This is a genomic window from Pseudomonas citronellolis (assembly GCF_029335315.1).
Taxonomy (GTDB): Bacteria; Pseudomonadota; Gammaproteobacteria; order Pseudomonadales; family Pseudomonadaceae; genus Pseudomonas; species Pseudomonas citronellolis_A.
On record NZ_JARJLT010000416.1, the window covers coordinates 1 to 12,465 of the forward strand.

General features: G+C 68.9%; 12 protein-coding genes. 3 read left to right on the plus strand and 9 right to left on the minus strand.

From position 1 onward, the window contains the following. Positions 1–37: 37 nt before the first annotated feature. The 5 genes from P3W75_RS31505 to P3W75_RS31525 all read right to left on the minus strand — a co-directional run bounded on the left by P3W75_RS31505 (position 38) and on the right by P3W75_RS31525 (position 5,549). Positions 38–256 (minus strand): hypothetical protein, encoded by a 219-nt coding sequence (locus P3W75_RS31505; RefSeq protein WP_276231255.1) that lies wholly within the window; start codon positions 254–256, stop codon positions 38–40. Positions 257–734: 478 nt separating this feature from the next. Continuing rightward, a complete protein-coding gene (locus P3W75_RS31510; protein ID WP_276231256.1) occupies positions 735–1,640 on the minus strand; it encodes an efflux RND transporter periplasmic adaptor subunit in 906 nt (301 codons plus the stop codon). A gap of 13 nt (positions 1,641–1,653) precedes the next feature. After that, complete coding sequence (locus P3W75_RS31515) at positions 1,654–1,854, minus strand: DUF1656 domain-containing protein (RefSeq protein WP_276231265.1); 201 nt, start codon at positions 1,852–1,854, stop codon at positions 1,654–1,656. A 4-nt stretch (positions 1,855–1,858) separates the two neighbouring features. Beyond that, entirely contained in the window at positions 1,859–4,039 is a 2,181-nt protein-coding gene (locus P3W75_RS31520) for an FUSC family protein (protein ID WP_276231257.1), read from the minus strand. A 1-nt stretch (position 4,040) separates the two neighbouring features. Next, the gene (locus P3W75_RS31525) at positions 4,041–5,549 is read right to left on the minus strand and encodes an efflux transporter outer membrane subunit (RefSeq protein WP_430765432.1); all 1,509 of its coding nucleotides are present in this window, start codon (positions 5,547–5,549) and stop codon (positions 4,041–4,043) included. Between the two features lie 200 nt (positions 5,550–5,749). On the opposite strand from P3W75_RS31525, the gene P3W75_RS31530 reads away from it, so the two are divergent. Beyond that, positions 5,750–6,691 (plus strand): LysR family transcriptional regulator, encoded by a 942-nt coding sequence (locus P3W75_RS31530; RefSeq protein WP_276231258.1) that lies wholly within the window; start codon positions 5,750–5,752, stop codon positions 6,689–6,691. A gap of 112 nt (positions 6,692–6,803) precedes the next feature. Further along, positions 6,804–7,778: a 2-hydroxyacid dehydrogenase gene (locus P3W75_RS31535; protein ID WP_276231259.1), complete on the plus strand. Its 975-nt coding sequence runs from the start codon at positions 6,804–6,806 to the stop codon at positions 7,776–7,778. A gap of 239 nt (positions 7,779–8,017) precedes the next feature. On the opposite strand, the gene P3W75_RS31540 is transcribed toward P3W75_RS31535, so the two are convergent. Beyond that, positions 8,018–8,917, minus strand: a complete 900-nt coding sequence (locus tag P3W75_RS31540; RefSeq protein ID WP_276231260.1) for a DMT family transporter — start codon at positions 8,915–8,917, stop codon at positions 8,018–8,020. A gap of 136 nt (positions 8,918–9,053) precedes the next feature. Here P3W75_RS31540 and P3W75_RS31545 point away from each other — a divergent pair, with 136 nt between their 5' ends. Next, positions 9,054–9,962 (plus strand): helix-turn-helix domain-containing protein, encoded by a 909-nt coding sequence (locus P3W75_RS31545; protein WP_276231261.1) that lies wholly within the window; start codon positions 9,054–9,056, stop codon positions 9,960–9,962. Positions 9,963–10,070: 108 nt separating this feature from the next. On the opposite strand, the gene P3W75_RS31550 is transcribed toward P3W75_RS31545, so the two are convergent. Genes P3W75_RS31550 through P3W75_RS31560 form a run of 3 tightly spaced genes read right to left on the minus strand, consistent with a single transcriptional unit; the run spans position 10,071 to position 12,213 of the window. Continuing rightward, entirely contained in the window at positions 10,071–10,394 is a 324-nt protein-coding gene (locus P3W75_RS31550) for a DUF3325 domain-containing protein (protein WP_276231262.1), read from the minus strand. Further along, positions 10,394–11,923, minus strand: a complete 1,530-nt coding sequence (locus P3W75_RS31555; protein ID WP_276231263.1) for a PepSY-associated TM helix domain-containing protein — start codon at positions 11,921–11,923, stop codon at positions 10,394–10,396. Before P3W75_RS31555 ends, P3W75_RS31550 begins: the two co-directional genes overlap by 1 nt. Further along, positions 11,920–12,213, minus strand: coding sequence for a DUF3649 domain-containing protein (locus P3W75_RS31560; RefSeq protein ID WP_276231264.1), 294 nt, complete (start codon positions 12,211–12,213; stop codon positions 11,920–11,922). The genes P3W75_RS31555 and P3W75_RS31560 overlap by 4 nt, the downstream gene beginning before the upstream one ends. Positions 12,214–12,465: the final 252 nt, after the last annotated feature.

Here is a 12,465-nt window from a genome sequence, read left to right on the forward strand (position 1 = left end):
TTGGCTTTGGTCCGCAGGGCGAGAGTGCGCCCTGCCCTCAGGGTTGGTCGGTGGCGCGCTCGTACAGGCGGGTGGCGTCCTCGACCAGCAGTTGCGCGGCGCCCAGGGCGTTGGCCAGCACCGCTGGCGCTGGGCAGCCAAGGTCCTTCGCGCCGGCCAGCACGCGCAGCAGGTCGCGGGCGGCCACCTGACGGCTGTAGGCCGCATCGAGGAGGTCGAGGTTCGAAGCGGATTTGGAAAGCAGTGAGATAGTCATTTAGGTGAAGTCTCTGTTGGAAGAAGTACTTCGCCCTTCCTGACGCCAATCAGGGAGGACGGACCGAGCAGGTTGGCGTGCCGGAACAGAGGACCGGTGCATCCGAAGATGCCCTGCACGGCCCGTCCATAGCACAGACGCGACCATGCGAGATTTCGCTGCCAAAAGCCGAAACCTTCCACTGTTACGAGACGCCAATCCCGCACCGCCCCATTGGGCGGCGGAGCAACGGTAGGGCGTGAGGCGGGGATGTGTCAATCGACGGCGGCCCGCCTGGGTGTAGGGCGCATAACGCGCCAGCGTTATCCGCCGCATCCGCCGATGCCGGTACAGGCCCGGGGGCTCGGTAGCGGCGGATAACCGCGAACGGTTATCCGCCCTACGCTCCGTGGAAGGGGCGCACCATCCCTACGGATTATTCCGGTGCGCAAAAAAGAAAACGGGAGCCAAGGCTCCCGTTTTCGCTACCGCGAGAAAGTCACTGCGCCGGAGCCGCAGCCCCCTGCTCGCGTTGTTCGTCCTCGCGGCCCGGGTTGACGATCACCGTGGTGGTGATGCCCGCCGCCAGCAGCACGCCGTCCGGCACGTCGTCGATGTGGATGCGCACCGGCACGCGCTGGGCCAGGCGCACCCAGTTGAAGGTCGGGTTGACGTCGGCCACCAGCTCGCGGCTTTCCGGGTTGTCGCGGTCGTAGATGGCGCGGGCGATGCTTTCCACGTGGCCCTTCAGGCGCTGGCCGCTCATCAGCTGCAGCTCGGCCGGGTCGCCCACGGCGATGTGCGGCAGCTTGGTTTCCTCGAAGTAGCCGTAGACCCAGTAGGAGTTCTGGTCGACCACCGCCATCTTCGCCTCGCCCACCCGGGCGTAGTCGCCGCGGTGCACGTTGAGGTTGGTCACGTAGCCATCCACCGAGGCGCGCACCTGGGTGCGTTCCAGGTTCAGCTTGGCGGCGTCCAGCGCGGCCAGGGCCTGCTGGTAGTCGGCCTCGGAGGCGGCGGCGGTGTTGCTGGCGTCGTCCAGGCTTTCCCGCGAGACCACTTCGTTGTCCATCGCCGCGCGGCGCTTGGCGTTGAGCTGGCGCATCTTCAGGGTGGCCAGGCGCGAGGCGACCTGGGCTTCGGCCTGTTTCACGGCGATGCGGTAATGGTCGGGGTCGATCTGCATCAGCAGGTCGCCCTTCTTCACTTGCTGGTTGTCGCGCACCGGCACGTCGACCACCACGCCGGAGACGTCGGCGGCGACGTTGATGATGTCGGCGCGCACGCGGCCGTCGCGGGTCCAGGGGGTGTCCATGTAGTTCACCCAGAGGGTGCGGCCGATGAACACGGCGACCACCAGGATGATCAGGGTCGCCAGCAGGCTGAAGACGGATTTCAAGGTCATGGTAACTGGCTCGTTATCGGTAGACGGTCAGGGACAGGCCGCCGAACAGGCAGGCGAACAGGCACACGCGGAACAGCGCCGGGTGCCAGGTGAAGCGGTACAGGCCGATGGAGGCGAAGACGCGGTCGAGGCCCCAGCAGATCACCGCCGCGACCACGAAGAGCACGGTGAGGGTCGGCATGTAGACCCCGTGGAAAGCGATCTCCCGGGGCAGATCGTCAAGCAGCATGGCGGGCGTTTCCTTGGCTGGCGTCACGCAGCGGCGACTGCGGGTCGAGCAGCGTGGTGCGGATGAAGTGCAGGTAGCTGACCACCCGGCGCAGGGGCGAACTCTCGAAGTCCGGCGCGCACGGCTCCTCGGTGGCCTTGGTGGTGAGTATGGCGTGCTCGACGGCGGCCAGCGCGCGTTCGCGGTTGGCCTCGTCGGGCTGCACGAACAGGCGGATCAGCGCGCGGCCCATGCTGCGGATGGCCTGGCGCCAGGGCATGCTCTCGGCGTAGCAGGGCTCGTCGGGCAGGCGTTCCTGTTCTTCGCGCAGTTCGATGATCGAGTGGCCCACTTCCAGCACCAGGAACATCCAGCGCAGCAGGCTGCGCTGCACGTCCGGGCGCCGCGCGGCGAGGCCGTAGGCCTGGTTCATCAGGTCGCGGGTGGCGCTTTCGAAGGTCGCGCCCAGGCCGCTGAGCTTGCCGCTGATGGCCTGCACCACGCGCATCCGCAGGTCTTTCTCCAGGCGCCGCCAGAGCCAGGCGGCCGTAGGCGGCAGGAGCACGCCGACGAGCACCGCCGCCGCGCCCTGCGAGAGCACCAGGGCGATGTACTCGTTGAGGGTGCGGCCGGCGTCGTAGACGGTCATGTTGGCCGGGATGGCGCCGAAGCAGAAGAAGATCAGCAGGCCCATGCCGTAGCCGGCGTAGGCCGGTTTCACCGACAGGTAGGCGCCGATCACGAACACCGGGGCGATGGCCACGCAGAGCAGCGGGAAACCGTCCAGGTGGGGGAACACGAAGTAGGTTTCGGCAAAGCCCAGGATCGCCGCGAAGAAGGTGCCCACGGCCATCTGCGCGGCCATCTTCGACGGGTCCGGCGCGGCCGAGACCAGCGCCGCGACGGCGGCGGCGTTGAGCACGAAGGTGCTGCCGCTGGGCCAGGCGGTCTCGATCCAGAACACCCCGAACAGCAGCACCATCACCGCGGTGCGGCCGCCGGCGACCAGCGCGCCGACCAGGTTGGCCTTGGGCGAGAAACCGAATTTCCAGTTCTCCCGCTCGTGGCGGTGCTCGGCCAGCGAGGCGTGGGTCAGGGCGTAGTCGTGCAGGTCGGCGACCAGGCGGTAGATCAGCTCGCCGGCGGTGTTGAAGTCCAGCCGTTCGGCGACTTCCTGGACCTTCTCGCGCAGTTCGGCGCGGGCCTGGCGGATGCGCTGCATCATTTCCTGGCGTTGCGCCGCGAGCTGCTCGACGAGCACCGCCGCGTCGCGGTCGGTGAGCGACTTGCCCTTCCACGGCAGGAGCATGTCGCGCAGCAGGTCCAGGCACGGCTCCAGGGCCTCCAGCACGCGGCGGCTGTCCTGTACGCGCAGGCGTTCGAGCAGCTGGTGCAGGGCGTGGTAGCGGGTGGTCAGGACCATGAATTCGTTGTTCAGGCGTGCCAGGCGACCGCCACGCAGGCGCATGTGCGGGTCTTCGAACATGGTCGCGGTGCGCAGCGTTTCCAGGCCCACGGCCTGGGACGCGAAGTTCACGTTGGCCGCCTCGAAGCGCTGGCGCTGGCCGCCGCCGAGGTTGTCGAGGACGAACCAGGCGAAGGCGCCGAAACGCTGGTACAGGGCGTTGCGCATGGCCGCCGCGGAGGTCTGCGGGAGGATCACCGCGCTGACCGCCGTGGACACGAGGATGCCCAGGCTGATTTCCACCACCCGCCAGATCGCCGACATGAACGCGGCTTCGGGGTGCAGGGTGGCGGGCAGGCCGATCAGGGTCGCGGTGTAGCCGGCCAGCACGCAGGCGTAGGAGCGGAAGTCGCGGTAGCGCGCGGCGCCGGCGGTGCAGATGCCGACCCAGAGCGACACCACCAGCAGGAACAGCACCCGCTCCTGGGCGAACACGGCGATCAGCGCGACCATCACGGTCAGGCCGATGACGCTGCCGAGGATGCGGTAGAAGCTCTTGGCGAACACCTGGCCGCTCTGCGGCTGCATCACGATGAACACGGTGATGGTCGCGGTGCTCGGCTGCGGCAGTTCCAGGCGCATGGCCAGCCACAGGGTGAGCATGGCGGCCAGCAGCAGCTTGGCGATGTAGACCCAGAGCACGCCGTCGCTGCGCGCCCACTCGAAGCAGGCGCGGCGCACCTCGTCGAGCGGCGAGCGGGGCGTCAGGGCTTGGCTGGAGGCCATCTCAGCGCTCGCTCAGCGGGCGCACGGAAACGGTCTCGGGCACCATCTTCTTCTCGCCCGGCCCATCCTTCGGCGCCATCAGGCCGCCGCCCAGGGCGACCACCAGGCCGGCATGGGTTTCCAGGCGCGCGGCGCGCACCTGCTGCAGGGTCAGTTGCTGCTGGAACAGCCGGGTCTGCGCGTTGAGCACGTGCAGGTAGTCGGTCAGGCCGCCACGGAACGCCTTGCTGGCGATGTCGTAGGTCTTCTGCGCCGAGGCCACCGACTGCTCGGCCAGTTCCTGCTGCTTCTCCATGGAATGGGTGCGGATCAGCTGGTCGGAAATGCCCTTGAGCGCCTTCACCAGGGTCTGGTTGTACTGCGCCACGGCGGCGTCGTAGCCGGCCGACTCCTGGCCCAGCTCGGAACGCCGGCGGCCGCCGTCGAAGATCGGCAGGGACACCGCCGGGCCGACGCTGTAGGTGAACTTGTTGCCGGTGAGGAATTCCAGCATGCCGCCGCCGACCGCGCTGTAGCCGAGGCTGGCGACCAGGTCGACGTTGGGATAGAACTCGGCGCGGGCGACGTCCACGCCCTTGGCCTGGGCGGCGACCTTCCAGCGCATGGCGACCACGTCCGGACGCCGGCCCAGCAGTTCCAGCGGCAGCGCGCTGGGCAGGCCCGGGGTCTTCGCCAGGGTCAGCTTCGGCCGCTGGATGCCGGCGCCGGCGCCAGGGCCCTTGCCGGCCAGGGCGGCGATCTGGTTGCGCGAAAGGGCGATGGCCTCCTCGATGGCGTCGATCTTGCGCTTGGTTTCCGGCAGCGGCACTTCGGCCTCGCTGACCTCGAACTGGGTGCCCAGGCCACCGGACAGGCGCCGCTGGGCCAGGGAGAGAATCTGCTGCTGCTGTTCGAGCATGGCTTCGGCGATGTCCAGCTCGGCGTACTGCAGGGACATCTGGATGTAGGCGCTGACGAGGTTGCTCTCCAGCTCCAGCTGGGCCATGCGCGCCTCGGCGGCGGTCATGTAGGCCACGTTCATGTAGCGCTCGGTGTTGCTGCGATCACGGCCCCAGAGGTCGAGGTCGTAGGTGAAGCCCAGCGCGGCGTTGTTGTTCCACGAGGTGGTGCTGGCCAGGTCGCCCGGGCCATAGAAATAGTCGGTGGGCCAACGGTGACGCAGCAACGAGGCGTCGGCGCTGACCTGCGGCGACTCGGCGGACTCGGCCACCCCGGCCATGGACAGGGCCATGCGCACGCGCGCCTCGGCCTCGGTCAGGGTCGGGCTGCTGTCCAGGGCGGTCTGCACCCAGGTGTTCAGCTGCGGGTCGCCATAGGCGCGCCACCACTGCTCGGCCGGCCACTTCGCATCGTGGTTGGCGGACTGGATGGCGGCGTCGGTGGCCAGCTGGCTGTCGCCCAGGCGCTGTTCCTGCGGGGCGATGCCATGGGTGCTGATGCAACCGGCGATTGTTGAGAAAACGACAAAGGAGCCGACGAACGCCAGTCCTTTCACGAGGTGACGCGACACGGTTGAGGGTCCTGGGGGGTGGGCACGCAATTCAGCTTAGAGGAAGCCGGAGCGCACGGTTCCGGCGAGTTAAATTCTAGGGACGCGGGGGTCAAGCGATAAGACGGCCAATTTGTGAATCTTTATTACCGATAATGAAACAATGCGACCGCCCGCCCCATGTGACAATAGACCACGCTTTCGTGCCCGGGGGGCTCTGAATGGACACACTGCAAACCATGCGCGCCTTCGCCTGCGTGGCCGAAACCGGCAGCTTCACCGCCGCGGCCCTGCAGCTGGGCACCACCACCGCCTACGTCTCGCGGGCCGTGGCGAACCTGGAAACCCACCTGCGCGCGCGCCTGCTCAACCGCACCACCCGGCGCATCGCGCTGACCGAAGCCGGCCAGCGCTACCTGCTGCGCTGCGAACAGATCCTCGCCTACGTCGAGGAAGCCGAGGCCGAGGCCGGCGACGCCCACGCGCGCCCCGCCGGGCGCCTGCGCGTGCACTCGATGACCGGCATCGGCCAGCACTACGTGATCCGCGCCATCGCCGGCTACCGCCAGCAGCACCCGGAGGTGAGCTTCGAGCTGACCATGGCCAACCGCGTGCCGGACCTGCTCGACGAAGGCTTCGACGTGGCCATCGTGGTCGCCACCGAGCTGCCCGACTCCGGCCTGGTGTCGCAACGCATCGGCGAAACCTACAGCGTGCTCTGCGCCTCGCCGTCCTATATAGAGGCGCGCGGCGCGCCGCGCACCCCCAGCGACCTGATGGAGCACGACTGCCTGCGCCTGGTCAGCCCGGTGCTGGCCCTGGACAAGTGGCTGTTCGAAGGCCCCAACGGCCAGGAAATGATCACCGTCGGCCCGCCGACCTTCCAGGTCAACGTCGGCGACGCCATGACCGAGGCGATCCGCTGCGGCATGGGCATCGGCGCGCTGCCGGTGTATTCGGCGCTGGAAGGCCTGGAGGACGGCTCGCTGGTGCGCGTGCTGCCGCACTACAAGCTGCAGCTGCTCAACGTCTACGCCCTGTACCCGTCGCGCCAGTACCTGGACGCCAAGATCAAGACCTGGGTCGGCTACCTGCGCGAGAACCTGCCCGGCGTGCTGCAGGCCGACGAGGCCGGCATGGTCGGCCGTAACCTTTCGCCCTGAGCGGCGCCCGATAACCGCCCGCAATCCCCGCCGCCCGCCTTCCAGGCTTGCCAGGAGCGGTGGCGGGGATGCTAGGGTTGCCTTCCCGTCCGTCCGTCGTTGCCTTCAGACCATGAAAAAGAACGTCTTCGTCTTCAGCCGCCTGGCGCCCGAACACCTCGAGCGCCTGCGCGCGCAATTCAACGTCAGCGTCCTCGATCCCAAGCAGGGCGATGTCGATGCGCAACTCGCCGCCGCCCTGCCCCAGGCCCACGGTATGATCGGCGTCGGCCGCCCGCTGGGCGAGAAGCAACTGGCCCAGGCCGGCCAGCTGCAGGTGATCTCCAGCGTCTCGGTGGGCTACGACAACTACGACCTGGGCTACCTGAACCAGCGCGGCATCGCCCTGACCAACACCCCGGACGTGCTCACCGAAACCACCGCCGACCTCGGCTTCGCCCTGATCATGGCCGCCGCCCGACGCACCGCCGAGCTGGACGCCTGGACCAAGGCCGGGCAGTGGAAGCGCACCGTGGACGCCCAGCAGTTCGGCGTCGACGTGCACGGCAAGAAGCTCGGCATCCTCGGCCTCGGGCGCATCGGCGCGGCCATCGCCCAGCGCGGCCACTTCGGCTTCGGCATGGACATCCTCTACCACGGCAACAGCCGCAAGCCGGAACTGGAGCAACGCTTCGGCGCACGCTTCTGCGGCTTCGACGAGCTGCTCGGCGAGGCCGACTTCGTCTGCGTGGTGGTGCCGCTGTCCGACGCCACCCGCAAGCTGATCGGCAAGCGCGAGCTGGAACTGATGAAGCCCAGCGCCATCCTGGTGAACATCGCCCGTGGCCAGGTGGTCGACGAGGCGGCGCTGGTCGAGGCGCTGCAGGAAAAACGCATCCTCGCCGCCGGCCTGGACGTGTACGAGAAGGAACCGCTGGCCGAGTCGCCGCTGTTCGCCCTGCCCAACGCGGTGACCCTGCCGCACATCGGCTCGGCCACCCACGAGACCCGCCGCGCCATGGCCGAATGCGCGCTGGACAACTTCGAGGCGGCGCTGCGCGGCGAACGCCCGAAGAACCTGGTCAACCCGCAGGTGTGGAAGGCCTGAGGGCACTCGCTCCTACGCCGGGACATCGCTGAAATGCAGGTTCGTAGGGCGCATAACGCCTACGGCGTTATCCGCCGTCCCTGCTGGGCTTCGGTATTCCGGCCAACGGCGTATAACCGCGAACGGTTATACGCCCTACGATGGTCGCGAATCGCGAAGGGATGCACGGTCGTAGGAGCGGACTCTGTCCGCGAATCGGGCCCACCGGCCACGCCGGACATTCCCTGCACCGACGTAAATCACGCCCGCGCCACCCGCCCCACCCCAACCGCCTTCGGCTTGCGGAACACCAGCACGTTGCCGGCCATCACCAGCGCCAGCCCGGCCAGCGCCGGGGCGGTCCACTGGTAGCCCTCCATGAACGCCGAGACGTTCAGCGCCACCACCGGGAACAGCACCGTGCAGTACGCCGCGCGCTCGGCGCCCATGCGCCCGACCAGGGTCAGGTAGGCGGTGAAGCCGATCACCGAGCCGGGAATCGCCAGGTACAGCAGCGAGCCGACGTAGCGCGGGCTGGTGTCGAAGGTGAAGGGCACGCCCTGCACCAGGCAGATCGCCAGCAGGAGCAGCGCACCATAGAACATGCCCCAGGCGTTGGTGCTCAGCGGCCGCAGCCTGGCCTTCTGCTGCAGGGTGGACAGCAGGTTGCCGGCGGAGAAGCACAGCGTGCCCAGCAGCGCCAGGCCGAGGCCGTAGAGGGTCTCGCGGCTGGCCGCGCGGCCACTCAGCTCCGGCCAGAACAGCAACCCCAGGCCGAGCAGGCCGAGGGCGCCGCCGCCGGCGACATTGGCGGCGATCCGCTGGCCGAAGAACAGCCGCGCGTTCAGCGCGTTCCACAGGGTGGCGGTGGAGAACACCACGGCGATCAGCCCGCTGGGTATCCACTGGCTGGCGGTGTAGAAGCACAGGAAGTTCACGCAGAACAGGCACAAACCCTGCGCCAGGCACAGCGCCTGGCCGCGCCGGCCCAGCGCTTGCAGGCGGCGGCTGAGCAGCAGGACGGCGAACAGCAGCAGCGCCGCCAGGGCGAAGCGGTAGGCGATCGACAGCGGGATGGCCACCGTCCCCACTTGTAGCTTGATGGCGATCCAGGTGGTGCCCCAGATGAGCACGGTGAGCAGATAGAGCGAAAGGTTCATGGCGGACTCCGGTTACACCCGGCCAGTGTCCGCCGCCGCCGTCGGGCGCCGCTTGCAGATTCTTGCGCTTATTCGTCCGCCGGGGCTTCCGGGGCGCGCGGGCGCGGGTAGAGTGGTAGGCAACAGGAGTCGCCGCATGTCCGCCATCGAACAGCTACAGGTTTTCCAGTCGATGCACAGCTCGCCCAACGCCCGCCTGGAGCGTTGCGCCGAGCTGGGCGACGGGCTGTCGGCTGCGCAATGGAGCAACCGCCACGACGCCCGCGACTACTTCTCGCCCGGTCACCACACGCTGTCCTGCTACCTGGAAGGCGGCACCGGCACCTTCCGCCGTGGCGCCCCCGGCGCCAAGGGCGCGCCGGACAAGCTGTGCATCATGCCGGCCGGCGAGGAAGCCTCGTGGATCGTCAACGGCGACATCCGCCTGGCCCACCTGTACTTCAGCCCCGAGCGCTTCGCCCTCGGCTGCGTGCAGTTGCTCGATCGCGAGCCACGCGAGCTGCATCTGCGCGAGAACACCTTCCTCGACGACCCGCAGCAGGCCATGCGCTTCCGCCAGCTGGTGAGCCTGGACTGGAACGAACCGGGCGAGCGCCTGCACACCAGCAGCCTGGCCCAGGCGATCATCGACCACGCGCTGCTGACCCAGGTCGGCCGCCGCGACGGCCTGCGCCTGAAGGGCGGCCTGGCCCCGGCGCTGCGCCGGCGGCTGTGCGAGTACATCGAGCAGAATCTCGCCGACCCGCTCAGCCTGGGCCAGTTGGCGGCCTTGGCGGCCCTGTCGGAATATCATTTCGCGCGGATGTTCCGCGAAAGCTTCGGCATGCCGCCGCACCAGTACGTGCTGATCCGCCGCCTGGCCCGCGCCTGCGAGCTGCTGCGCCACGGCGCCCTGCCGCTGGGCGAGGTGGCCCTGGCCTGCGGCTTCTCCAGCGCCAGCCACTTCAGCAACCGCTTCCGCGCCGCCCTGGGCGCCACGCCCGGCGAGTACCGCGCGGCGTTTGGCGCAGCGACCGGCGCCAAGTTCGACCAAGGCTCGGCCTGATATCAGGGTCAAACGGCGGATAACGCGGAGCGTTATTCGCCCTACGTCAGGCTGCACCTTGGTGTAGGGCGTATAACCGTTCGCGGTTATACGCCGCTTATCCGCGCTTCAGCCGAAAACGGCGACCAGCCCACCCAGCAGCGGCACCCCCGCCGCCACCGGCAGCGCCAGACGCGGCAGCCAGGCCAGCAGCGCGACCAGGGCGGCGGCGGCGAGCATCAGCAGGCAGGCCCAGTAGATCAGCCCGTGCTCGACGCCCAGCAGGTGGATGCAATAGGCGAGCGCCAGCGCCCCGTCGACCAGCGCCACGCCACGCAGCAGGCGCACCCGGGCCGGGCTCGGCGCGGCGCCGAACAGTTCGCGGTGATGCCGGGCCAGGCCCAGGCAGGCGGCGGCCAGGGCCAGCAGGTTGAGTCCGAACACCAGCAGCATCAGGCGTACTCCCCTTCCACGCGCTCGCGTCGGCGCGCCTTCGCCAGCGGCGCCTGCGGGCGGCCCAGGCGCCAGGCCAGGGCGGCGCACAGCAACCCGGTGAACAGCAGGGCGAAGTCGACCCCGGCGAGCATCCAGTCGCCGCGCGCCAGGCTGTTGGTCAGCCGACCGGGCTCGGGGCCGAACAGCCCCAGCAGCGGCAAGCCGAGGGCCAGCACGGCGGCGCCGATCGCCTGTTCACGGGCCACCCGGCCGCTGCCTTGGCGCCACAGCGCGTGCAGCAGGGCCAGCAGCCAGACCGCCACGAAGCTCGTGGCTTCCCAGCGGCCGCGCTGGGCGAGGTCGACCGGCAGCAGCCGCGAGGCCGCCAGCAGGCCGAGGCTGGCCAGCGGCAGGCCGCCGCAGACCGCCGCGTTGAGCGTGCGCACCAGCGCCAGGCCGGCGCTGCCGCGGGCTTCGCGCTTGGCCACCCAGACCTGCAGGCCGCCGAGGATCATCGCGCAGCCGGACAACCCCAGCAGCAGGTACAGCACGCGCAGCAGGGGGCCGCCGAACTGCGCCATGTGCAGGCCGGTGAGCCAGGCGTAGGTCTGGTAACCGGTGGCGTAGGCCGGCTGCACGTGCAGCAGCGCGCCGCTGCCGGCGTCGAAGGAGACCGTGCGCTGGTCGTTCACCAGGCGCGAGTCCACGGCCTTGCGCACCTGCAGCATGGACGAGGCGTCGTTCGGGTGTTCGAGGTTGATCCAGCCGACCTGGCTGTCGTCGCCCCACAGCTGCCGGGCGCGCTCCAGCATCGGCGCCAGCGGCTTCGGCGGGCGCGCCGGGCGGCCCAGCTCGTCGCGGTCGAAGGCGTGCTGCACTTCGGTTTCGAAGCGCTCCATGTCGCCCTTGTAGGCGACCTTGATGCCGGCGGTCATGTACAGGGTGATGAAGATCACCAGTCCGGTGTAGGCCAGCAGCAGGTGGAACGGCAGGCCGATCACCCCGAGCACGTTGTGCGCGTCGAGCCAGGCGCGCTGCTTCGCCGCCTTCGGTCGCAGGGTGAAGAAGTCCTTGAAGATGCGCCGGTGGACGATCACCCCGCTGAACAGCGCCACCAGCATGAACATCCCGGCCACGCCGACGATGTAGATGCCCGGCATGCCGGCGTGCAGGCCATAGTGCAGGTCGAAGAAGAACTGCCCGCCGACGGTCTGCGGCAGTTGCTCGCCGGTCTGCGCGTCGAGCAGGAAGGACTTGAACTCGCTGAGGTCGCTGGGCACCCAGCCGGCGGTCCAGTAGGGCATCCGTTCGCTGGGCGGGAGCATCCAGTAGGCGTGGGCCTTGGGCGCGCGCTCGACCAGCGCGGCGTGGACCTGGTCGACGTCCACCTGCGGCGCGCCGGTTTCGTGCAGTTGCGGGAGCATCCAGCGGGTCAGTTCCTTGTCGAAGCACGACAGGCTGCCGGAGAACACCACGACGAACAGCAGCCAGCTGATCAGCAGGCCGCTCCAGGTGTGCAGCCCGGACATCGACTGGCGCAGGCTCATGGGCGCACCCCGAGGTCGTGGGGCAGGAACGCCGCCAGCGCCAGTGCGGCGCTCAGCAGCGCCGGCACCAGGCAGGCGCGCCAGGTGCTGCGCGCGGCGAACACGTAGAGGATGGCCACCACCCAGACCAGGAAGCAGGCCAGGCTGGCGAAGGCCACGCGGTCGGCGCGGGCCAGCGGCAGGTACACGCTGAGGAAGGCCGTGCTGGTGTAGGCCAGGGCGTAGCCGCCGAACAGCGCGGAGAGGATGCGCGCGCCGAGCAGCGCGCCTAGGCGGCCCTTGCCGCTCATGGTTGCCCCTGCGGGAAGCGGTGCGGGAATGCGGGTCGGCGCATGGAAGTTCTCATCGTCTGGCAGAAATCGCCCCAGAACGGGGTAGGCAAAAGCGGAAATTTATATGAAATGCGTTCGCATTTGAAAGAGATACTCAAGAACACTTGTGAATAACTGTGTCATTTCTACTGTCGACCGTGAACGCTTGTACGTCCTGCGCGCCGTGTCGCCGGGGTTCTTCGTAGGAGCGAGCTTGCTCGCGAACGGACT